The following is a 21,672-nucleotide window of genomic DNA, read 5'->3' as shown; positions in this document are numbered from 1 at the left end:
ATGGCTACAGGTAAGATCGTACAGATCATCGGTGCGGTAGTCGACGTAGAGTTTCCACAGGACTCTGTACCACAGGTATATGATGCCCTACACGTTGATGCCAAAGAAAAAGGTACGCTTGTACTGGAAGTTCAGCAGCAGCTGGGTGGCGGCGTAGTTCGTGGTATCGCCATGGGTAGTTCTGATGGTATGCGTCGTGGTCTGACTGTTGAAAATACAGGCCGACCAATTGAAGTACCGGTAGGTACAGCGACTCTGGGACGTATCATGAACGTTCTGGGTCAGCCTATTGACGAATGCGGTGCTATCGGTGAAGAAGAGCGTTACGCGATTCACCGTGCAGCACCAAGCTATGAAGAGCAGTCTAACGCGGTTGAACTGCTGGAAACCGGCGTAAAAGTTATCGACCTGGTTTGCCCATTCGCTAAGGGTGGTAAAATCGGCCTGTTCGGTGGTGCGGGTGTAGGTAAGACCGTCAACATGATGGAACTTATCAACAACATCGCCCTGAAACACTCAGGTCTGTCGGTATTTGCCGGTGTGGGTGAGCGTACCCGTGAAGGTAACGATTTCTACTACGAGATGCAGGAAGCCGGGGTTGTAAACCTGGAAAATCCAGCAGAATCAAAAGTAGCAATGGTTTACGGTCAGATGAACGAGCCACCGGGTAACCGTCTGCGCGTTGCACTGACTGGCCTGACCATGGCTGAGAAGTTCCGTGATGAAGGCCGTGATGTACTGCTGTTCATCGATAACATCTATCGTTATACCCTGGCCGGTACTGAAGTATCAGCACTGCTGGGTCGTATGCCATCTGCGGTAGGTTACCAGCCGACGCTGGCAGAAGAGATGGGTGTTCTTCAGGAGCGTATCACCTCGACGAAGACGGGTTCTATCACTTCTGTTCAGGCCGTTTACGTTCCTGCGGATGACTTGACTGACCCATCACCAGCGACCACGTTCGCCCACCTGGATGCGACCGTTGTACTGTCTCGTCAGATCGCTTCTCTGGGTCTGTACCCAGCGATCGACCCACTGGATTCTACATCGCGTATGCTGGATCCGCTGGTGGTTGGTCAGGAGCACTATGACATTGCACGTGGTGTCCAAAGCACCCTGCAGCGTTATAAAGAGCTGAAAGACATCATCGCAATCCTGGGTATGGACGAGCTGTCTGAAGACGACAAGCAAACTGTTGCCCGCGCACGTAAGATTGAGCGTTTCCTTACTCAGCCTTACCACGTAGCACAGGTCTTCACTGGCGACCCTGGTATCTATGTTCCTCTGAAAGATACCCTGCGCAGCTTCAAAGGCCTGCTGGCTGGCGAATACGATGATATTCCAGAGCAGGCATTCATGTACTGCGGCGCGATCGAAGACGCACTGGAAAACGCGAAGAAGCTGTAAGCTGAACAGGAGGCGATATGGCAGCGATAACTTTCCATCTGGACGTAGTAAGCGCAGAAAAGAGTCTTTTCTCTGGTCGTGCTGAAAATATCCAGGTGACCGGTAGCGAAGGTGAACTGGGTATTCACGCAGGCCACACCCCGCTGCTGACCGCTATCACGCCAGGAATGGTTCGGATCGTGAAACAACACGGTGGCGAGGAAGTCATTTACCTCTCCGGCGGTATGCTGGAAGTGCAGCCTGGTGCAGTGACTGTCCTGGCTGATACGGCAATCCGTGGTGTTGATCTGGACGCAGCCAAGGCTGAAGAAGCGAAACGTCAGGCTGAGGAGCGTATCCACAATCAGCATGGCGACATCGACTTCGCCCAAGCGGCCAGTGACCTGGCGAAAGCAATCGCCCAGCTTCGAGTGATCGAGCTGACCAGGCGTAAGCGTTAATCAGGTATCTGTGCAAAAAAGCGGCCTCAGGGTCGCTTTTTTTGCCTGAGGGCGGCGGAATGGCGCCCGACTGGCGGTGAAATGTCTTGGCTGAGTTCACAAAGCCGCGGTTTGTCTGTGTCTGCTGTGTCAATAATGATCGACAAAGACTTATATCGGACGCAGCGAGCCGATACAATGCATCCAGATATCTACCACATTGACAAGAAGGGACACTGATTCATGAGCTTCAGCGCTGTGATCCTGGCCGCGGGTAAAGGTACCCGCATGTATTCTGCTCTGCCGAAAGTTCTTCATACGCTGGCAGGTAAGCCGATGGTAAAACACGTAATCGATACCTGCAGTGATTTGGGGGCCGCGAATATTCATCTGGTGTATGGCCATGGCGGCGATCTGATGCAGGCGCGTCTGGCGGAAGAATCCGTAAACTGGGTACTTCAGGCTGAGCAGCTGGGCACCGGCCATGCCGTGAATCAGGCATCGGGTGATTTTGGGGATGATGAGCAGGTCCTGATTCTCTATGGCGATGTGCCCCTGATCAGTGGCGAAACGCTGGAGAACTTACTCCAGGCCCAGCCAGAAGGTGGTATTGGTCTGCTGACTGTGGTACTGGATGATCCGACTGGTTATGGCCGTATCGTGCGTGAAAATGATGCCGTTGTGGCTATTGTGGAGCAAAAAGATGCCACGCAAGCCCAACAGCACATTCGTGAAATCAACACAGGGGTCATGGTCGCCAATGGCGGTGATCTCAAGCGCTGGCTGAGCCAGCTGAAAAACGACAATGCGCAGGGTGAATATTATCTCACTGACGTGATTGCCATGGCTCATGCGGAAGGCCGTCATATCCAGGCGGTCCACCCGGCCTTAGCGGTTGAAGTGGAAGGCGTGAACAACCGCCTGCAACTGGCGCGTCTGGAGCGGGCTTACCAGTCTCTTCAGGCTGAGCGTTTGCTGGTACAAGGCGTGATGCTGCGTGACCCGGCCCGTTTTGATTTGCGCGGTACCCTGCAATGCGGCCAGGATGTCGAAATTGATGTCAATGTCATCATCGAAGGTCATGTCACCCTGGGTGACAATGTGGTGATCGGGGCGGGTTCGGTGCTGATTGACTGCGAAATCGATGATAACACCCTGGTGCGTCCTTACAGCATTATCGAAGGCGCGACGGTCGGGGAAGACTGTACGGTGGGGCCGTTTACCCGCCTGCGTCCGGGCGCTGAGCTGGTGGGGGATTCCCACGTCGGTAATTTCGTCGAAATGAAGCAATCCCGCCTCGGCAAAGGCTCTAAGGCCAGCCACCTGACGTACCTCGGTGATGCGCAAATCGGTGATCGGGTCAATATTGGCGCAGGCACCATCACCTGTAATTATGACGGTGCCAATAAGTTCCGGACTGAAATCGAAGACGATGTCTTTGTCGGTTCAGACACGCAGCTGATCGCCCCGGTGAAAATCGGTAAGGGTGCCACGATCGGGGCTGGGGCAACCATCAACCGCGATGTGGGTGATGGTGAGTTAGTGATTACTCGCGCGCCGGCTCGGACAATCAAAGGCTGGAAGCGTCCGGAAAAGCAAAAATAATCCGGTATGGTTAACAGACAGGCAGCGCTCAGGCGCTGCTTTTTTTGTCGTAAACTCAGCTTGCCGCACACCTTCTGGCCTGTCATCTTGGTATTTTCTTGATCTTACTTCTTTTGTTTTGCTATATTTGGTTTCAGTTCGAAACTTAAATCACAAGTAAAACTTACATGTCGAAACGAAACACTCAGCAGAGACGCCACGCCATCGTCGCTCTGGTTAATGAACAGGGCGAGGTCAGTGTCGATGCGCTGGCTCAGCAATTTGCCACTTCCGAAGTGACGATTCGTAAAGATCTTGCTGCCTTGGAGAAAGCCGGCCTGCTGCTGCGCCGCTATGGCGGCGCGATTGCCATGCCCTCAGAGATTGTGGCGGCGGGTCATGAACCGGAAGTTTCGATTCGAAAGCAAGCGATCGCCCAGGCTGCTGCAGCCCGTATCCGCGATCATAACCGCATTATTATCGACAGCGGCAGTACCACGGCCGCACTGATTGGCCTGCTCGGTGACAAGCAGGGCCTGATCGTGATGACCAACTCACTCAATGTCGCCAATGCCCTCAATGAGCTGGAAAACGAGCCGACCCTGCTGATGACGGGCGGCACCTGGGATCCGCATTCCGAGGCGTTTCAGGGCCAGGTCGCCGAGTCTGTCCTGCGCTCCTATGATTTTGATCAGCTGTTTATCGGTGCCGACGGCATTGATATCACGCGCGGGACCACCACTTTCAACGAACTGATCGGCCTGAGCCGGGTGATGGCCGAAGTCTCCCGTGAAGTGGTGGTCATGGTCGAATCGAGCAAAATCGGCCGCAAAATTCCGAATCTTGAATTGCCGTGGCACAGCATCAGCACCCTGATCACCGATGAAGGTCTGGATCCGGCTGCCAGGGCAGAAATCGAACAGCAAGGGGTGCAGGTGATCTGCGCCGCCGTCAAAGCATCCATCTAAATTTTTCAGGAGTATTTTCTATGTGTGGAATCGTCGGGGCGGTTGCCCAACGCGATGTGGCTGGCATTCTGATTGAAGGCTTGCGCCGGCTGGAATACCGGGGGTATGACTCTGCCGGTGTGGCTGTAGTCGGCAGCGACAATGCCCTGCAACGTGTTCGTCGTTTGGGTAAGGTGCAGGAACTGGCCGACGCCGTGGCCGCCAACCCGTTGTCGGGCGGCACCGGTATCGCCCATACGCGCTGGGCCACGCACGGTGAACCTTCCGAAGTCAATGCGCACCCGCATGTGTCCGGCGAGCACATCGCGATTGTCCATAACGGCATCATCGAAAATCACGAATCGCTGCGCACTGTGCTCACCGAGCGCGGCTATACCTTCGTGTCGCAGACAGATACCGAAGTGATTGCTCACCTGGTGGACTGGGAACTGCGCAGCGCCGACAACCTGCTGCAAGCGGTGCAAAAGACTGTGTCTCAGCTCGAAGGTGCCTATGGCACTGTGGTGATGGACAGCCGCGATCCGAGCCGGATTGTGGTGGCCCGCTCCGGCAGCCCGCTGGTGATCGGCTATGGCGTTGATGAGCATTTTGTTGCTTCTGACCAGCTGGCCCTGCTGCCGGTGACCCGCCGTTTTGCGTTCCTGGAAGAAGGGGATGTTGCCGAAGTGACCCGTTTTGAAGTGAACATCTTCGATAAGCAGGGTGAACCGGTTGAGCGTGAGATCAAAGAATCGGAAGTGTCGCACGATGCCGGTGACAAAGGTCAGTACCGCCATTACATGCTGAAAGAAATCTACGAACAGCCGGTGGCGCTGCAGCGCACTATGGCAGGCCGGCTGGCAAACGGTAAGGTGCTGGCATCCGCCTTTGGCGATAACGCCGAAGCCCTGCTGCAGAATGTGAAACACGTACAGATCATTGCCTGCGGCACCAGTTATCACGCCGGTCTGGTGGCGCGTTACTGGCTGGAGCAGTGGGCGGGCGTCTCCTGCAACGTCGAGATTGCCTCCGAGTTCCGTTACCGCAAATCCCACGTGTATGAGAACAGTTTGCTGGTCACCCTGTCCCAGTCAGGTGAAACCGCCGATACTCTGGCAGCGCTGCGTCTGGCGAAAGAAATGGGTTACATGGCCAGCCTGACCATCTGCAACGTGCCGGGCTCATCGCTGGTGCGTGAATCTGATCTGGCCTATATGATGAAAGCCGGTGCGGAGATCGGTGTGGCATCTACCAAAGCCTTCACCGTGCAGCTGGCCGGTTTGCTGATGCTGGTGGCGGCGATTGGCCGCGGTAAAACCATCGATGATGCGCTGGAAGCCAAGCTGGTGGCGGCACTGCAAAGCCTGCCGGCCAAAATTGAGCAGACGCTGGCCATGGCTGACGACATTGAAGCGCTGGCCGAAGATTTTGCCGACAAGCACCATGCCCTGTTCCTGGGTCGCGGTGAGCAGTCGCCGATTGCGATGGAAGGTGCGCTCAAGCTCAAAGAGATCTCCTACATCCACGCCGAAGCCTATGCCGCCGGTGAGCTGAAACACGGCCCGCTGGCCCTGATTGATGCCGACATGCCTGTGATTGTGGTGGCGCCGAACAACGAGCTGCTGGAAAAACTCAAGTCGAATGTTGAGGAAGTGCGTGCCCGTGGCGGCCTGATGTATGTGTTTGCCGATGTGAATGCCCACTTCGCCAGCGACGACACCATGACAGTACTGAACGTGCCGCACTGCGACGAGTTCATTGCGCCGATCCTCTACACCCTGCCGCTGCAGTTGCTGTCGTACTATGTCGCGCTGATCAAAGGCACGGATGTCGACCAGCCGCGCAACCTCGCCAAGTCGGTGACCGTGGAATAAGACCCAGCTGTCTTAGCCCTGAGATAAAGGCGTCAATTGTGGCGCCTTTGTTCGTTTTGCCCTTCGCCCCAACGCCCAGCGTCTATGATTTAGTACAGAAGTGACGTTTTTTGTTTGCGAAATCAGATGCTTTGGTTGAATTCTTCCTGTTTTGCGTTGCGCTTTGCAATCCTAAAACGTCTTCTTCTTTAACTGTTTGATTATCCTATAAAAATAAAAACACCTGAGTTGGCTGATTTTATGCTGACCTGTTTGGTCGGAACATATTGCAGTGGTGGAGGTATTGATGACAGATCCTAAAGCGACAATCGCCTCGCGGATCAAGGAAGCGCGAGAGTGGAAAGGCCTGACTCAGGTACACATGGCCCAGCAACTGGGGGTTGCCCGGCAAACTTATCTGGACCTGGAAACCGGTAAAACCGAACCGAAAGTACGTTTGTTGTCGGCGATTTCAGAAATCACCGAGCGACCGCTGACCTGGTTCGTGTACGGGGATGAAGGATTAGAAATTCTGGAAAGCGAATATAAAGAAGAAATTGACCGCTTGCTCCAGTATTTCAGCCGCCTGCCCCACTCGGCCCGGAATGTGATTTTGCAGCAGAGTATCAATCTGGCCGGTTTCATGGCGGAATATACCCGGGCGCTGACCCAGAAAGATAAATCCTGACGGGGTGAGAAAGGGAAATGAAAAGGGATACAGGTGAAAGAAAACAGCCCCGTTATATACGGGGCTGTGTCTTTCCGGCCGGTAGCTGACCGGCTGATTGACGTCTTCGATTACTGGGCAAGGAAAAACTGATAGGCCGGATTGCCAGTCTCGTCTTTCCACTGGTAACCCAGTTCCCGCAGATGGCTGGTGAAGGACAACAGATCATGATCTTCAAGTTCAAATCCGCATAACACCCGGCCGTAGTCGGCACCGTGGTTACGGTAATTGAACAGGCTGATGTTCCAGTGAGTGCCCAATGTGGTCAGGAATTTCAGCAGCGCCCCCGGGTATTCCGGAAACTCAAAGCTGTACAGACGCTCTTGCAGTGGCTTGGACGGGCGGCCGCCAATCATATAGCGCACGTGCACCTTGGCCATCTCATCATCCGACAGATCCACCACAGGATAACCGCCCTTGCGCAGATCGGTAATGATGCTTTCCAGCTCTTCCTGCCCCTGCAGCAAACGGACGCCGACAAACACATTGGCCAGGGTATCGTCGTTGTAGCGGTAGTTGAACTCAGTGACGGCCCTGCCGCCCAGCAGGTGGCAGAAATCAAGAAACGCACCCGGCCGTTCCGGCACAGTGACGGCCAGCAGGCCTTCGCGTTTTTCACCCAGTTCGCAACGCTCAGACACATAGCGCAAGCCGTGGAAGTTCAGGTTGGCGCCCGACAAGATCGATGCCAGCTGCTGGTCTTTCAACTGATGCTGCTCGCTGTATTTCTTCAGACCGGCCAGCGACAGTGCCCCTGACGGCTCGGCAATGGCGCGGGTATCTTCAAAAATGTCTTTGACGGCGGCGCAGATCTCGTCACTGCTGACCGTAATCACATCATCAAGATACTGCTGGCACAGCCGGAAGGTCTCGTCGCCGATCCGTTTTACCGCCACCCCGTCGGCAAACTGGCCTACCTGATCCAGGGTGACCGGCTCACCGGCATCCAGCGCGGCCCGCAGACAGGCGGAATCCTCGGCTTCGACACCAATGATCTTGATTTCCGGCATCAGCTGTTTGAGCAGCACCGACACCCCGGCGGCCAGGCCGCCGCCACCGACGGGCACAAAAACATAATCGAGGTGGCCGTTTTGCTGCACCAGCTCAATGCCGATGGTGCCCTGCCCGGCAATTACTGCCGGGTGGTCGAACGGCGGAATAAAGGTGAATTGGTGCTTCTCAGCCAGTTCAATGGCGTAGGTTTTGGCTTCATCAAAATTGCTGCCATGCAGCACCACTTCGCCGCCGAAGCTTTTGACCGCTTCCACCTTGATATCCGGAGTGGTGCGCGGCATCACAATCACGGCTTTGACGTCCAGCTGGCGGGCTGACAATGCCAGACCCTGCGCATGATTGCCCGCGGATGCGGCAATCACACCGGCCTGGCGTTGTGCTGCGGTCAGCTGAGACATCATGTTGTAAGCGCCACGAAGTTTGAATGAGTGCACTGGCTGGCGGTCTTCGCGCTTGATCTGGATACGGTTCCCCAAACGCTTGGATAACCTTTCCATGTCCTGCAGCGGCGTGACCAGCGCCACCTCGTATACCGGGGCCCGCAGGGTTTCCCTTAAATAGTCAGCGCCGCTGAGAAACTCAGCAGCCCTGGCCTGTGTCACCTCACTCATCATACTTACCCTTCCAGTTTGGATTTGTCGCGGACTGCGCCTTTATCGGCACTGGTCGCCAGGTTGGCGTAGGCACGCAGAGCAAAGGAGACGCTGCGCTGACGATCGACCGGTTTCCAGCCGCGCTGATCGGCAGCGGCACGGCGCTGTGCCAGGGTGGCGTCGTCCACATTCAGCTCGATGCCGCGGTTCGGGATGTCGATGGTGATCAGATCGCCGTCTTCAATCAGGCCGATGGTGCCGCCATTGGCCGCTTCCGGTGATACGTGGCCAATCGACAGGCCGCTGGTGCCGCCGGAGAAACGGCCGTCGGTGATCAGGGCGCATTCTTTACCCAGTCCCATCGACTTGAGATAAGTGGTCGGATACAGCATTTCCTGCATGCCCGGGCCGCCTTTCGGGCCTTCATAACGAATCACCACCACATCACCGGCTTTGACCTTGCCGCCTAAAATACCTTCAACCGCGGTTTCCTGGCTCTCGAACACCACGGCCGGGCCTTTGAAGGTCAGGCAGCTTTCATCAACGCCCGCGGTTTTCACGATACAGCCGTCAACCGCCATGTTGCCCGACAGCACAGCCAAGCCGCCGTCCTGGCTGAAAGCGTGTGCTTTGCTGCGGATACAGCCGTTCTCGCGATCGTCATCCAGGGTGTCCCAGCGGCAGTCCTGTGAGAAAGCCTGGGTGGTCCGGATTCCGGCCGGACCGGCGCGGAAGAAGGTGGCCACCGCTTCAGAGTCGGTTTGTTTGATGTCGTACTGGGCCAGGGCTTCTGACAGCGTCATGCCCAGCACGTTGGGAACGTCTGAGTGCAGCAGGCCGGCACGGTCCAGTTCACCCAGAATGCCGTACACGCCCCCGGCGCGGTGAACATCTTCCATGTGGTATTTCTGCGTTGACGGCGCCACTTTACACAGATGCGGCACCCGGCGGGACATGCGGTCGATGTCTTCCATGGTGAAGTCGATCTCGCCTTCCTGCGCCGCCGCCAGCAGGTGGAGTACGGTATTGGTGGAGCCGCCCATGGCAATATCCAGTGCCATGGCATTTTCGAAGGCTTTCTTGCTGGCGATATTGCGCGGCAGCACGCTGTCGTCGTCCTGCTCATAGTAACGCTTGGTCAGACCGACAATGCGCTGACCGGCTGTGATGAACAGCGCTTTCCGATCGGCATGGGTGGCCAGGCAGGAGCCGTTGCCCGGCTGGCTCAGACCCAGGGCTTCGGTCAGGCAGTTCATCGAGTTGGCGGTGAACATGCCTGAGCAGGATCCGCAAGTCGGGCAGGCTGAGCGCTCGATCTGCTCGCTTTGCTCGTCAGAGACTTTCGGATCGGCGCCCTGGATCATGGCATCGACCAGATCCAGTTTCAGGATCTGATCGGACAGTTTGGTCTTCCCGGCTTCCATCGGGCCGCCGGAGACGAAGATCACCGGAATATTGAGGCGCATGGACGCCATCAGCATCCCCGGGGTGATCTTATCGCAGTTGGAGATACAGACCATGGCGTCGGCACAGTGGGCATTGACCATGTATTCGACCGAGTCGGCAATCAGCTCGCGCGACGGCAGGGAATACAGCATGCCGCCGTGGCCCATGGCAATCCCGTCATCAACGGCAATGGTGTTGAATTCTTTGGCAATCCCACCGGCTTTCTCGATTTCAGCGGCAACCAGCTGGCCCAGATCTTTCAGGTGAACATGGCCTGGTACGAACTGGGTGAAGGAGTTGACGACGGCGATGATAGGTTTGCCAAAATCTTCATCTTTGACGCCGGTGGCACGCCACAGGGCGCGGGCACCCGCCATATTACGGCCGTGGGTGGTGGTGGCTGAACGGTACTTAGGCATAACGTGAAATTCCTTTTGGCCGCCGGTGCCGTCTGACACCAGCGGGGACATTGCTTCTCTTGCTTTTAAGTGTGGCTTATTTTGCCGGATATACAGGATCCAGCCAGCCCCACTTGTCTTCAGTCTGGCCGTTGAACAGGCCAAAGAAAGCCGCCTGAATCTTTTCAGTGATCGGGCCGCGTTTGCCTTCGCCGACGGTGATCTGATCCACACTGCGTACCGGGACGATTTCCGCCGCGGTGCCGGTCATGAAGACTTCATCGGCCAGATACAGCGCCTCGCGGGCAATGTTTTCTTCGCGGATCTCATAACCCATGTCTTTGGCCAGGGTCACGATGGCATCGCGGGTAATGCCCGGCAGAATGGCGCTGGTGGCCGGTGGGGTTGAAATCACCCCGTTGCGGATCACAAAGATGTTCTCACCGGCGCCTTCTGAGAGGTAACCGCGCACATCCAGTGCAATGCCTTCGGCATAACCGTGACGACGGGCTTCACCACCGACTAACAGCGAAGACAGGTAGTTACCGCCCGCTTTGGCGGCGGTCGGAATGGTATTCGGTGCGGCGCGGTTCCAGCTCGACACCATGGCATCGACCCCGTTGGCCAGTGCTTCTTCACCCAGATACGAGCCCCAGGAGAACGCCGCGATGATCAGATCCATTTCCGTGCCGTTCGGCGGACAGACACCCAGACCCACGTTCGGCACATAGCCCAGCGGACGGATATAGGCAGAGTTGAGTTTGTTGGCGCGCAGCGTTTCGCGGCAGGCTTCCATCAGCTCATCAACCGTGTAAGGGATCGGGAAGCGGTAGATCTTGGCAGAATCTTTCAGTCGGGCCATGTGTTCACGGTGACGAAAGACCACTGGGCCATTTGGTGTGTCGTAACAACGAATGCCTTCAAATACCGAGGTGCCGTAGTGCATCGCGTGCGTCAGCACGTGCACTTTCGCGTCTGCCCAAGGCACCATGTCGCCGTTAAACCAAATGTAATCTGCTGTGTTTGCCATTGTGTAATCCTTTCGTTATGCGCTGATTTGTTGTTTTTGTTGTTGCTCTAAAATGGTGACGCCGTTGACATCCCACAGTTTGTCCAGCTGGTGATAGAGGGCACTGATGGGACGCTCGCTGTCGACCGTGACTTCAATGTCGACGGACTGACAATCTTCACTATGCGCCATTGAAAACTGTTTTACCATGAATCCGCGGTGGCGTGTGATTCTTAGAACACGTTCCAGTAATTCCGGACGGCTGGTGGCTTGGATAGTCAGGGTGTGCTGGGTCATACAGGTTCCTCCATCATGTCGTGGTTGGCACCACCGGGTGGAACCAGCGGCCAGACGTTATCAGCTTCAGAAATGGCAACGTGCAGCAGGTAGGCTGTCTCGCTGGCCAGTAGGGTATCTAATGCAGGACCGACTTCTTCCTTGCGGGTAATGGTCTGGCCCGGAATGCCGAAGGCACTGGCCAGGGTGACGAAATCCGGGTTATCGGACAGATTGGTTTCGCTGTAGCGGCCGTCAAAGAACAGCTCCTGCCACTGGCGCACCATGCCCAGGCGCTGGTTGTCCAGCAGTACAATCTTGACCGGCAGGCCGAGACGGCGAATGGTGCCCAGTTCCTGCACATTCATCATGAAAGAGCCGTCGCCCGACACCAGTATCGACTGATCGTCCGGACGGGACAGCTTGGCGCCGATCGCGGCCGGCAGGCCAAAGCCCATCGTACCTAACCCGGCGGAGGTCAGCAGATTCTGCGGCTGTCTGTGGGTCATGTGCTGGGCCACCCACATCTGGTGCTGGCCGACATCGGTACTGATCACAGTGTTGTCGTCCATCTTGTCTGACAGCTGCTTGAGCAGCAGCGGTGCGAAAATGCGCTCACCCGGATGATCATAGCGCCAGCCGTTGTCTGCCATCAGGCTGCTGAGGTGTTGTTGCCAGGGCGCGAGAGAGAGCGGACGGGCCAGTTGCGGCAGCACAGTGTTGATATCGCAACGCAAAGCGGCATGGGCCTGGCGCAGTTTGCCCAGCTCTGCGGTATCGATATCCAGATGGACCACTTTGGCATGCGGTGCGAAGGTATCCAGTTTGCCGGTCACCCTGTCATCGAAACGGGCGCCGACCGCAATCAGCAAATCGGCTTCCTGGACTGCCAGGTTGGCCGCTTTGGTGCCGTGCATCCCCAGCATGCCCAGGTGGTACGGGTAGTTTTTCTCAACACAGCCCAGCCCTTTCAGGGTCGAGACTGCCGGCATGTGCGTGATGTCGAGAAACTCGCGCACGCTGGCCACGGCATCTGCCAGCTGTACCCCGCCACCGACATAAAGAATAGGACGCTGGCTGTCGGCAATGAGCTGCTGAGCCAGGGCAAACTGTGCGGGATCGGTCTCGGGCAATGCTGGTAATTCGTGCAGTGGGGCAAGCGGGTGTTCGATGGCGGCGATTTGTACATCTTTGGCGATATCCACCAGCACAGGGCCCGGTCGTCCGCTTTGTGCCACTTCGAAGGCCTCGCTCAGGACCGCGGGTAAATCTGCCGGATCAGTCACCAGAAAACTGTGCTTGGTGCACGACAGTGACATCCCCAGCACATCGACTTCCTGGAACGCGTCAGTGCCTATCATCGGGCTGGCAACCTGACCTGTGATAGCCACGAGCGGGATGGAATCGAGCATCGCGTCGGCCAGTCCGGTGATCAGATTGGTGGCGCCTGGTCCTGAGGTAGCCAGGCAAACACCGATGCCTTTGCTGGCTCTGGCATATCCGATAGCGGCGATGGCGGCACCCTGCTCATGGCGGCACAGGACGTGCCTGACGCCGCCATCGTACAAGGCATCGTAAATCGGCATGATGGCACCGCCCGGATATCCGAAGACTGTGCTCACCCCCTGTTGTTTCAAGGCTTCTACTACTAACTCTGCGCCTGTCATCATGGCTCCCTGTTTCTTGATGACCTCTGCCAGTGCTGCGGTTTATTGGAATAGTGCAGTCTGTCTGGCATCAGGTATGAAAAAGCCCCCGGACCTTGTCGGTGCGGGGGCTTTTTCTGCGTGTGTTTGCGTTTGTGCTATTTTACGCCTGCCAGCCCCCGTCGCGGTGAAATAATCACCACGATGACGTTAATAATGAGGACCAGTAGGTTAACGTTGAATAGCATTGGCTTGTCTGTCCAAAATTCTTGTTTATGTGTTGTTCGCCCTTAGTCTTAACACAGACATTCGTCGCATGACAAGAAATTTGTTGTGGTTATTTTCAATCCGCCTTGGATATCTTGCGTACATTGTGCTGATAAAACGTATTTATCCAGTGATATGGCAGTTAATTAATTTATTGAGAGGTTGAAAATGACGCTGGCGATAGTTCACAGCAGGGCTTGTGTCGGGGTGGATGCGCCGGCGGTTACCATCGAGGTTCACCTTAGTAATGGCCTGCCGGCGGTCAATTTGGTGGGGTTGCCTGAGACCACAGTGAAGGAGGCCAGAGACCGAGTCAGAAGCGCGATCGTGAATGCCAATTTCGAATTTCCGTCGCGACGGATCACGGTCAATCTGGCTCCGGCCGATTTGCCCAAAGAGGGCGGGCGGTTTGATTTACCCATCGCGCTGGGCATTTTGGCCGCATCGGGTCAGATCCCCGACACGAAGCTGCACGATCATGAATTTTTGGGCGAGTTGGCCCTGTCCGGCGAGTTACGTGCCGTCAAAGGCGCGCTGCCGGCGGCGCTGGCCGCTAAGCAGCAGAACCGCTGCCTGGTGCTGCCCGATGCCAATGGCGATCAGGCGGCGCTGGTGGGCCGGGATAAACACAAATCTGCAGCCAGCTTACTGGCCGTGTGTGCCTATCTGTGTGGTCAGGAAGCGCTGTCGCTGCATTGTCGCGCGCCCGGTCAGGCGCTGCCGAAGGTACATGGCCGCGATATGCAGGACATCATCGGCCAGCAGCAGGGTAAAAGGGCGCTGGAGATCGCCGCGGCAGGCGGCCACAACCTATTGTTCGTCGGCCCGCCGGGCACCGGCAAGACCATGCTGGCCTCGCGATTGTGCGATTTGCTGCCGGAGATGGATGTTGAGGAAGCACTGGAAACCGCTGCCATTACTTCTCTGACCGCTCAGTCGCTCCATGCCGGTAACTGGCGCAACCGTCCGTTTCGCGCCCCGCATCATTCCAGCTCAATGGCGGCGCTGGTGGGCGGCGGCTCCATCCCCCGCCCCGGTGAAATTTCGCTGGCTCATAACGGGATTTTGTTTTTAGATGAAATGCCGGAGTTTGAGCGAAAAGTGCTGGATTCTTTGCGGGAACCGCTGGAATCTGGCGAGATCGTGATTTCCCGGGCCACCAGCAAAACCACCTTTCCGGCCCGGTTCCAGCTCATTGGCGCCCTCAATCCCAGCCCGACCGGCTACTACGAAGGCAGCCAGACCCGCACCAATCCGCAGGCGATCCTGCGCTATCTGGGGCGTTTGTCCGGCCCGTTGCTGGACCGGTTTGATATGTCGATTGAGATCCCCGCCCTACCCCGAGGCACCCTGGCACAGGGTGGCGACAGAGGGGAAACCACCGGGGTGATCAAAGCACGGGTGCAGGAAGCACGGGACCGGATGCACAGCCGCGGCGGCAAGATCAACGCCCTGCTCGGGACCCGCGAACTGGACCTGCACTGCGCACTGACCAAAGCCGACGCTGAGTTTCTCGAAACCGCGCTGCACCAGCTCGGCCTGTCAATCCGCGCCTATCACCGGATCATCAAAGTCGCCCGCACTATCGCCGATCTGGCCGGTAAACCTGAGATTGAACGGGCCCATCTGGCCGAAGCCTTAGGCTATCGCGCCATGGATCGGTTGCTGAAGCAGATCACCAGCCAGGTGGTGTGATTACCTGGGAGAGAATAAACGCTGTGTAAAACAGGCTAATTATGGTTAAATTATATGGTTTTGATTTCATATGGGTTTTGGTTTGATGAAGTACTTGTTTGTATGGACTGTTCTTTTTTTCCTTTTTCAGTATCAGCGGATGCTCATGCAGAATCCGCTGAAAAGCTCATCGAAGCTTTGAATATTGGTGAGTCAATAGATGTAACAGTGGAAGGTCTTAGATCTATAGCCTTAAGCCAATATGCGCAGTTTATTGATGTTGATAATAAAGAGGAAGCATCGTTAGCGGTTAGTTATAGTTATATGCATAAGCAAGTTTTATCCGAATTTTATCATTCAAAAAAAGTAATGAACTTAATTTTTACGCTTTATAAGGAAGCATTTACAAAAGAGGAACTGGATGAAATAATTGATTTTTATATGTCCTCTACGGGTAAAAGACTAGTTCAAGAACTACCTCGGATACAACAAAAGATGCAACCAGTGATGATTTCTGAAGTGAAACAACTTCAGCCAGTAACGGATGGTCTTATGGTCGAGTTTAAAGAAGAATTACAAAGAATGAGAGACAGTAACCGTTAATACTGTGATAAAAATCACTGAGGTTATAAAGGATATTGGCTGGGATGATATATAGAGAGAAGAAATCGAAACTAAAAGATTATCCATTTTCCATCGCTGAAGGCCGAACAAAGTTTCACCGATTTTTACGTATTACATTAATGAATATAGCGTTTGCAATTGATGGTGTTTTGATCGCAATTTTTATCAATATGATCCCTAGCTTATTTGGCATTGAGATTGATGCCCCTGTCATGAATATGACAAATAAGTGGGTGGTTATTGGTCTTATTTTTCTGATAGGTTTGGGTTTTGTTTTCTTGATGTATTATTCTTTGCGAGCCTGTGACTGGGTCTGCAAACAGCTCAGGATCTAGTGGTTGTTTATTTTGATGATGCATCAAGATACAAAAAAGGGCCTTTCGGCCCTTTTTCACAGAAAAAACAAACTTACTGCTTGAGCAGGAAGTTGATCAGCTCGAAGTATTCATCGGCGGATTTCACTTTGTCGGTTTTCACCAGGTATTTGTTGTTGACCACCACGGCTGGGACACCGGTCAGGCCGCTGTCGCGGAACCCTTTGTTGAAACGGTTGACCATTGAGTTGACGGCGAAGCTGTTGAAGGCGCCGTCGAAGTCTTCGGCTTTCACGCCGTTATCGAGAAAGATCTGGCGCAGCTCTTCATCGTTGCGCGGCGGTTTGTTTGCCTGATGGATTTGGCTGAACAGTACCGGGATCATTTTGTCATCAATCCCCAGAGTGACCGAGGTCGCGTAAGCCTTGCTCATCGAGGTGCCCATGTTGCCGCCCATGAAGGAGACATGGCTTTTCTGGAACTTGGCGTTGTCCGGGATTTTGGTTTTCAGCTGCTGAATCAGCGGTTCAAAGTTGAAGCAGTGCGGGCAGTAAAACGAGAAAAACTCGTTCACCACAGGTGTGGATGATTTCGGCAGTTCCAGCACCTGGTAGTAATCGCCTTCGCTAAACTTGGCGGCGTGGGCAGAAAGAAAGCAGCGCCGCTGTTGCCAGCGCAAAAAGTGTTTTCAACATGTAAGGGTTCTCCCTGAAAAATCAATACAATACCTTTTACAGGTACGGCTGTTCGGATTCAAGTCAGACTGATTACCATTGCGGCATCAGCTGCAGTGGCGGCTCTTCAAGGGCAGCCAGTTGTTCTTTGATGGCCAGTACCTGACCTTCCCAGTATTTTGCATCAGCAAACCAGGGGAATGCACGCGGGAAAGCCGGATCCTGCCAGCGTTTTGCTAGCCATGCCATGTAATGCACCAATCTAAGACCGCGTAATGGTTCAATAAGTTGCAATTCACGGGGATCAAAATCGGCAAATTCGCCATACGCTTCCAGCAGGGTGTCCAGCTGCATCAGCTGATCCTGGCGGCTGCCGTTGAGCAGCATCCACAAATCCTGCACCGCCGGCCCGTTTCGCGCATCATCCAGATCGACAAACAGCGGGCCGTCGCGCCACAGTATGTTGCCCGGATGACAGTCGCCGTGAATCCGCTGCGACTGCCAGTCGCTGTGCCAGCGCTCACTCAGTAAGGCGATCAGGCGGTCCAGATCGCCGAAAAAGGCCGATTCCAGATGCGTCGGGATAAACCCGGACTGCTCCAGGACGAGCCGGGGCTGAACCAGATATTCTTCCAGGCCGATGGTCGGTCTGTGGCTGAACAGGGTGTGCTGACCGACTTTGTGGATGCGGCCCAGGAAGCGGCCGACCTGCTCAAGCTGATCCACATTATCGACTTCAAACTGGCGGCCGCCGACGCTGGGAAACAGCGCGAAACGGTGGTGTTCATAGTGATGCAGGGTTTGGCCGTTGATTGCCAGGGGCGCAGCCAGCGGAATTTCCTGCGCAGCCAGTTCGGCGGCGAAGTCATGTTCTTCCTGGATCTGGGCATCACTCCATCGCTGCGGACGGTAGAATTTGGCGACGTAGCGGCGGCCGTCATCACTGCTGAACTGGTAGACCCGGTTTTCATAACTGTTGAGGGGCAAGAGTCCCGATGAGGCATAGACGCCTGTGCTCTCGAGCGCATTGAGCAGTAAGTCCGGGGTCAGATCAGCAAAGCTGAAATCATCAAGTGCTGTCATAGTGTTACAGCCATGGTTATAAATGTCGCATCAGTATACAGCATAATGAAAAAGGGCCGTAATCGGCCCTTTATTTACGGATTGGTGGCGTGAGAGGCTTTTAGCGTAACTCGCCGATAAAGCGGCTGTCGGTCACCAGACGACGCGTTTCCTCGCTGCCCTGATGCTCCATGATAAACCGGATGTCGACAATCGGCCGCTCCAGCTCATACGGGTCAACCCCCAGACTGATCGGCAGGGTAAACACTTCACCGGCATTCACCGTCACTTGTTGAGGGCCATACCATTGGGCATTGTCCAGACCTTCAACCCGCAGCTGATACGTGGCATCCTGCTGAGTCTTGTTGAGGATTTTCAGGGTGTAGGTATTCTCGACCAGCCCCTCGGTATTGATACGGAACAGCTGGTTACGGTCGCGGATCACATCCAGTCCCATGGGCTGTACGGAAACCACCAGGTAGGCCATCAGGCCGAACATCGCCAGCATCACAGCGCCGTAGCCGATCAGTTTTGGCCGCATGATATGGGTTTTCTTGCCTTCCAGCTTGTGCTCTGTGGTGTAAGTGATCAGATCGCGCGGATAGCCCATTTTGTCCATCGTCTGGTTACAGGCATCGACACAGGCACCGCAGTTGATGCATTCGTACTGCAGGCCGTCCCGGATATCAATGCCGGTCGGGCATACCTGGACGCAGAGGTTACAGTCGATACAGTCGCCCAGCCCCTGTGCTTTATGATCGGTTTTGCGCGAGCGCGGGCCGCGTTTTTCGCCCCGGGCGGCATCATAGCCGACGATATAGGTGTCTTTGTCGAACATGGCGGACTGGAATCTGGCATACGGACACATGTGAATACAGACGATAGAGCGCATCCAGCCCGCGTTGCCATAGGTGCAGAAGGTGAAGAACAGCACCCAGAACACGGCCAGGAAGCTGGCACTAAAGGTGAAGAAGCCGGGAACTAATTCACGGATCGGCAGAAAATAGCCGACGAAGGTCAGGCCGCTGATCAGGGCGACCACCAGCCAGGCTATGTGCTTGAGGGTTTTGCGCACAATCAGTTCGGAGGTCAGTGCTTTGCTGTCCTGAGTGCGGCGCTTGTTGGCCGGCCCTTCCAGTTTTTCCTCGAACCAGATGTAGATGAAGGTCCAGACCGTTTGCGGGCACATATAACCGCACCAGACCCGGCCGAGAAAAGTGGTGACAAAAAACAGCGCAAAGGCCGCGACCATCAGCAGGCTGGCCAGTAACATCAGATCCTGAGGCCAGAAAGTTGTCCCGAAAATGTTGAACTGCTGGCGGCCGATATCAAGCAAAATCGCCTGCCTGCCATTGTAGGTGATCCACGGCAATATCAGGAACAGGCCCATCATTAACCACCCCATACGTTGGCGCAGCTGCTGATAAACCCCTTTCATGGCCCGCACATAAATCCGGTTGCTCGGGTTGAAGCGGTCGTCGCCGCCTTTATGGGTCTTAGGGTTGTACTCTTTGGGAGTGACATCCTTGATTTTGATTCTCTCTTGGTTCATGGCATTGCATTCCTTGGGCTAGCCAGTCTGTACGCTGGCAGATGTGCCCGGGTGCATCGCCTGGGCAATCATAAATTCAGGTGCGATTGCTCCTGATAGTAATAAGCTCGGATTATACCTTATCTAACTGGTTGAATATTCTACCTCGCTCAAAAAATGCGCTTAAGGTTTTTAGGGTTATTTGATGATCCCTCTGGCTTTGAGCAGGGCGGTTTTAAAATCGGGCTCGCAGTCTTTCGCCAGGCCAGGAATCATAGCCTCTTGCTTTTCCTGTCGCATTTTCAGCTGATAAATCAGCATATCATCGCTCACATCGATCAGTTGGCCCTGAAATCCGGCTTCGTTTGCCAGCTGTGCCATGACCCCGCTCAGGCTTAAATCCGGGTACTGCTGCCAGTAAGGTTTGAGAAGTGCCAGCATTTCGGTCATGCGGTGCTCAGCCATGGTCCGGCTCCTTTGTTAAGCTTACTTTTAGTGTGGATTATACCAGACGGTGATGTCAGAACCCAAACGCTGTCAGTTTCAGCGCATGCCTTGCTGAACCCCAATTGGCTATATAAACTGGTTTCATACTCACAATGGATGACGACGGACAAGGAGTCATGATGTCGCTTTTTCACAGAACACTGGCCAGTTTAGGTTTGGGGGGCGCCAGAGTCGATACAGTGCTGGAAACCGAAGTGTTGATCCCGGGTCAGGCTCTGCCCGTTCGTATTGAGGTCAAAGGCGGAAAAGTTGCGCAGGCGGTGGATAATGTGCATTTGTATCTGTGCTGCAGCTTTGAAGATGAGCAGGCTGTCAGTCGGGGGGACAGCGAGCGGCGGATGGAAAAAGTCACCCGAACGCACACCCTGGCCCAGTGGCATTTGCCACAGGCCTTTACCCTGGCTGCCGGTGAAGCGCGTCAGTTTGACTGCCGGTTTGAATTGCCGCTCAACACCCCAATCACTATCGGCTATTCGGGCGTGTGGCTGGAAACGCACCTGGATGTGCCCTCGGCCTTGGATCCCAAAGATAAAGATTCCCTGACCGTGCGGCCGGATCGGTTGCTGGACGGCGTGTTCACTGCCCTTGAGCAAGCGGGACTGCGAATCTTACAGGTGGAATGCGAAGCGGTGCGCGGGTTTGAACTGCCCTTTGTGCAGGTGTTTGAGTTTGTGCCTGTGTCCGGTCCTTTTCACGGCCGCTGGCGTGAACTGGAGCTGATCACTCAGCGTGACGATGACTGCCTCAGGCTGTGGTTCTCGATTGATCGCCGCCAGCGCGGGGTGGGCGGTTTGTTGTCCGGCCTGCTCGGCAGCAGCGAGCTCAAACGACAGTTGCGGTTGCCGTTGGATTTGTCCCCGTCAGAAGCCGGAGAGCGGATGCTGCAGTATCTGGAGCAGGTCGATGATCTGTGATCAATCGTGAATCTGGCGATCAATATCTTCATCCAAGCGCGATAAAATTCAGCTTACACGTGTAAGCTAAACTGTGCCATACTGCTGGAAAGTACAGAAGATAACGGATTGCTTTACATGGTTGAACCACAAAAAATAACGTACTCGGCAGCCGAGGAAACCGCCAACAGCCTCAGTCACGGGGCCGGTATGGTGTTTGGTATCGTTGCGCTGGTGATGCTCTTGATGCGGGCGGTCGAAGTGAATGCTGATGCGCTCAGTGTGGCCAGCCTGAGTATTTATGGCGCCAGTATCATTTTATTGTATCTGGCCTCCACCCTGTATCACGCCATTCCGTTTGCGCGGGCCAAACGCGTGCTGAAAACCCTGGATCACTGCGCGATTTACCTGCTGATTGCCGGTACGTATACCCCTTTCCTGCTGATTACCCTGCGAACGCCGCTGGCGGTGACGCTGATGGCCGTGATCTGGACGGTCGCCTTGCTGGGGATCATGTTCAAAGTGGTGTTTATCTACCACTTTAAGCGCTTGTCTCTGGTGATCTATCTGGCGATGGGATGGCTGTCGCTGGTAGCCGTGTATCCGCTGGCGATGGCCATGTCGGCGGCCGGACTGATCTGGCTGGCCGTGGGCGGTGTGGTGTATTCCCTTGGCGTGGTGTTCTACGTCAATCAACGGATTCCCTACAATCACGCCATCTGGCACCTGTTTGTGCTGGGCGGCACGGTTTGCCATTTTCTGGCGATTTACTGGTATGTGGCGCCAGCGGCCGGGCTGCCGGGCTAA

General features: G+C 55.2%; 19 protein-coding genes and 1 pseudogene. 11 read left to right on the top strand and 9 right to left on the bottom strand.

Annotation, left to right across the window (positions count from 1 at the left end):
- From atpD to P4S53_RS09155, 6 genes are all read left to right on the top strand, one after another.
- Complete coding sequence (gene atpD / locus P4S53_RS09180; protein ID WP_337112456.1) at positions 1–1,407, top strand: F0F1 ATP synthase subunit beta; 1,407 nt, start codon at positions 1–3, stop codon at positions 1,405–1,407.
- A gap of 17 nt (positions 1,408–1,424) precedes the next feature.
- Complete coding sequence (locus P4S53_RS09175) at positions 1,425–1,847, top strand: F0F1 ATP synthase subunit epsilon (protein WP_027251729.1); 423 nt, start codon at positions 1,425–1,427, stop codon at positions 1,845–1,847.
- Between the two features lie 222 nt (positions 1,848–2,069).
- Positions 2,070–3,431, top strand: coding sequence for a bifunctional UDP-N-acetylglucosamine diphosphorylase/glucosamine-1-phosphate N-acetyltransferase GlmU (gene glmU / locus P4S53_RS09170; RefSeq protein ID WP_337112455.1), 1,362 nt, complete (start codon positions 2,070–2,072; stop codon positions 3,429–3,431).
- A 167-nt stretch (positions 3,432–3,598) separates the two neighbouring features.
- Positions 3,599–4,378: a DeoR/GlpR family DNA-binding transcription regulator gene (locus tag P4S53_RS09165; protein WP_337112454.1), complete on the top strand. Its 780-nt coding sequence runs from the start codon at positions 3,599–3,601 to the stop codon at positions 4,376–4,378.
- Positions 4,379–4,398: 20 nt separating this feature from the next.
- Positions 4,399–6,231, top strand: a complete 1,833-nt coding sequence (glmS, locus tag P4S53_RS09160) for a glutamine--fructose-6-phosphate transaminase (isomerizing) (RefSeq protein WP_337112453.1) — start codon at positions 4,399–4,401, stop codon at positions 6,229–6,231.
- Between the two features lie 286 nt (positions 6,232–6,517).
- The gene (locus P4S53_RS09155) at positions 6,518–6,898 is read left to right on the top strand and encodes a helix-turn-helix transcriptional regulator (protein WP_120513863.1); all 381 of its coding nucleotides are present in this window, start codon (positions 6,518–6,520) and stop codon (positions 6,896–6,898) included.
- Between the two features lie 110 nt (positions 6,899–7,008).
- Here P4S53_RS09155 and ilvA read toward each other — a convergent pair whose 3' ends face one another.
- The 5 genes from ilvA to ilvG all read right to left on the bottom strand — a co-directional run bounded on the left by ilvA (position 7,009) and on the right by ilvG (position 13,340).
- Positions 7,009–8,562 carry a threonine ammonia-lyase, biosynthetic gene (gene ilvA / locus P4S53_RS09150; RefSeq protein WP_337112452.1) on the bottom strand — a complete coding sequence of 518 codons (1,554 nt, stop codon included), beginning with the start codon at positions 8,560–8,562 and terminating at the stop codon, positions 7,009–7,011.
- Between the two features lie 5 nt (positions 8,563–8,567).
- Positions 8,568–10,409 (bottom strand): dihydroxy-acid dehydratase, encoded by a 1,842-nt coding sequence (gene ilvD, locus P4S53_RS09145; protein WP_337112451.1) that lies wholly within the window; start codon positions 10,407–10,409, stop codon positions 8,568–8,570.
- A 76-nt stretch (positions 10,410–10,485) separates the two neighbouring features.
- Positions 10,486–11,418 carry a branched-chain amino acid transaminase gene (locus P4S53_RS09140; RefSeq protein ID WP_337112450.1) on the bottom strand — a complete coding sequence of 311 codons (933 nt, stop codon included), beginning with the start codon at positions 11,416–11,418 and terminating at the stop codon, positions 10,486–10,488.
- A gap of 15 nt (positions 11,419–11,433) precedes the next feature.
- Entirely contained in the window at positions 11,434–11,694 is a 261-nt protein-coding gene (gene ilvM, locus P4S53_RS09135; RefSeq protein ID WP_027251721.1) for an acetolactate synthase 2 small subunit, read from the bottom strand.
- Positions 11,691–13,340, bottom strand: a complete 1,650-nt coding sequence (gene ilvG / locus P4S53_RS09130) for an acetolactate synthase 2 catalytic subunit (RefSeq protein WP_337112449.1) — start codon at positions 13,338–13,340, stop codon at positions 11,691–11,693. Before ilvG ends, ilvM begins: the two co-directional genes overlap by 4 nt.
- Before the next feature lie 414 nt (positions 13,341–13,754).
- On the opposite strand from ilvG, the gene P4S53_RS09125 reads away from it, so the two are divergent.
- From P4S53_RS09125 to P4S53_RS09115, 3 genes are read left to right on the top strand one after another with little or no spacing between them, the layout of a single operon-like run.
- A complete protein-coding gene (locus P4S53_RS09125; protein WP_337112448.1) occupies positions 13,755–15,281 on the top strand; it encodes a YifB family Mg chelatase-like AAA ATPase in 1,527 nt (508 codons plus the stop codon).
- Positions 15,282–15,335: 54 nt separating this feature from the next.
- Positions 15,336–15,863: a DUF2059 domain-containing protein gene (locus tag P4S53_RS09120; protein WP_337112447.1), complete on the top strand. Its 528-nt coding sequence runs from the start codon at positions 15,336–15,338 to the stop codon at positions 15,861–15,863.
- Between the two features lie 44 nt (positions 15,864–15,907).
- On the top strand, positions 15,908–16,219 hold the full coding sequence (locus P4S53_RS09115; RefSeq protein ID WP_337112446.1) for a hypothetical protein: 312 nt from the start codon (positions 15,908–15,910) through the stop codon (positions 16,217–16,219).
- A gap of 73 nt (positions 16,220–16,292) precedes the next feature.
- On the opposite strand, the pseudogene P4S53_RS09110 reads toward P4S53_RS09115, so the two are convergent.
- The 4 genes and pseudogenes from P4S53_RS09110 to P4S53_RS09095 all read right to left on the bottom strand — a co-directional run bounded on the left by P4S53_RS09110 (position 16,293) and on the right by P4S53_RS09095 (position 19,930).
- Positions 16,293–16,893: pseudogene (locus P4S53_RS09110) on the bottom strand (thiol:disulfide interchange protein DsbA/DsbL).
- Between the two features lie 72 nt (positions 16,894–16,965).
- Positions 16,966–17,955, bottom strand: a complete 990-nt coding sequence (locus tag P4S53_RS09105; RefSeq protein WP_337112444.1) for a serine/threonine protein kinase — start codon at positions 17,953–17,955, stop codon at positions 16,966–16,968.
- A 100-nt stretch (positions 17,956–18,055) separates the two neighbouring features.
- Positions 18,056–19,486, bottom strand: coding sequence for a cytochrome c oxidase accessory protein CcoG (gene ccoG / locus P4S53_RS09100; protein ID WP_337112443.1), 1,431 nt, complete (start codon positions 19,484–19,486; stop codon positions 18,056–18,058).
- A 177-nt stretch (positions 19,487–19,663) separates the two neighbouring features.
- Positions 19,664–19,930 (bottom strand): YihD family protein, encoded by a 267-nt coding sequence (locus P4S53_RS09095; protein WP_337112442.1) that lies wholly within the window; start codon positions 19,928–19,930, stop codon positions 19,664–19,666.
- 161 nt (positions 19,931–20,091) lie between these two features.
- Between P4S53_RS09095 and P4S53_RS09090 the strand changes: the two genes are divergently transcribed.
- Together P4S53_RS09090 and trhA are read left to right on the top strand one after the other, a co-directional pair.
- Positions 20,092–20,886, top strand: a complete 795-nt coding sequence (locus tag P4S53_RS09090) for a sporulation protein (protein ID WP_337112441.1) — start codon at positions 20,092–20,094, stop codon at positions 20,884–20,886.
- A 117-nt stretch (positions 20,887–21,003) separates the two neighbouring features.
- Entirely contained in the window at positions 21,004–21,672 is a 669-nt protein-coding gene (trhA, locus tag P4S53_RS09085) for a PAQR family membrane homeostasis protein TrhA (RefSeq protein WP_337112440.1), read from the top strand.

This window comes from Photobacterium sp. Hal280 (assembly GCF_037162255.1).
Taxonomy (GTDB): domain Bacteria; phylum Pseudomonadota; class Gammaproteobacteria; order Enterobacterales; family Vibrionaceae; genus Photobacterium.
The sequence above is the reverse complement of the archived record's forward strand: the minus strand, read 5'-3'. Positions and strand labels throughout refer to the sequence as shown.

Coding starts and splice junctions, on each gene's coding strand:
- atpD (WP_337112456.1), top strand. CDS start 1: ATGGCTACAGGTAAGATCGTACAGATCATCGGTGCGGTAGTCGACGTA.
- P4S53_RS09175 (WP_027251729.1), top strand. CDS start 1,425: ATGGCAGCGATAACTTTCCATCTGGACGTAGTAAGCGCAGAAAAGAGT.
- glmU (WP_337112455.1), top strand. CDS start 2,070: ATGAGCTTCAGCGCTGTGATCCTGGCCGCGGGTAAAGGTACCCGCATG.
- P4S53_RS09165 (WP_337112454.1), top strand. CDS start 3,599: ATGTCGAAACGAAACACTCAGCAGAGACGCCACGCCATCGTCGCTCTG.
- glmS (WP_337112453.1), top strand. CDS start 4,399: ATGTGTGGAATCGTCGGGGCGGTTGCCCAACGCGATGTGGCTGGCATT.
- P4S53_RS09155 (WP_120513863.1), top strand. CDS start 6,518: ATGACAGATCCTAAAGCGACAATCGCCTCGCGGATCAAGGAAGCGCGA.
- ilvA (WP_337112452.1), bottom strand. CDS start 8,562: ATGAGTGAGGTGACACAGGCCAGGGCTGCTGAGTTTCTCAGCGGCGCT.
- ilvD (WP_337112451.1), bottom strand. CDS start 10,409: ATGCCTAAGTACCGTTCAGCCACCACCACCCACGGCCGTAATATGGCG.
- P4S53_RS09140 (WP_337112450.1), bottom strand. CDS start 11,418: ATGGCAAACACAGCAGATTACATTTGGTTTAACGGCGACATGGTGCCT.
- ilvM (WP_027251721.1), bottom strand. CDS start 11,694: ATGACCCAGCACACCCTGACTATCCAAGCCACCAGCCGTCCGGAATTA.
- ilvG (WP_337112449.1), bottom strand. CDS start 13,340: ATGACAGGCGCAGAGTTAGTAGTAGAAGCCTTGAAACAACAGGGGGTG.
- P4S53_RS09125 (WP_337112448.1), top strand. CDS start 13,755: ATGACGCTGGCGATAGTTCACAGCAGGGCTTGTGTCGGGGTGGATGCG.
- P4S53_RS09120 (WP_337112447.1), top strand. CDS start 15,336: ATGGTTTTGATTTCATATGGGTTTTGGTTTGATGAAGTACTTGTTTGT.
- P4S53_RS09115 (WP_337112446.1), top strand. CDS start 15,908: ATGATATATAGAGAGAAGAAATCGAAACTAAAAGATTATCCATTTTCC.
- P4S53_RS09105 (WP_337112444.1), bottom strand. CDS start 17,955: ATGACAGCACTTGATGATTTCAGCTTTGCTGATCTGACCCCGGACTTA.
- ccoG (WP_337112443.1), bottom strand. CDS start 19,486: ATGAACCAAGAGAGAATCAAAATCAAGGATGTCACTCCCAAAGAGTAC.
- P4S53_RS09095 (WP_337112442.1), bottom strand. CDS start 19,930: ATGGCTGAGCACCGCATGACCGAAATGCTGGCACTTCTCAAACCTTAC.
- P4S53_RS09090 (WP_337112441.1), top strand. CDS start 20,092: ATGTCGCTTTTTCACAGAACACTGGCCAGTTTAGGTTTGGGGGGCGCC.
- trhA (WP_337112440.1), top strand. CDS start 21,004: ATGGTTGAACCACAAAAAATAACGTACTCGGCAGCCGAGGAAACCGCC.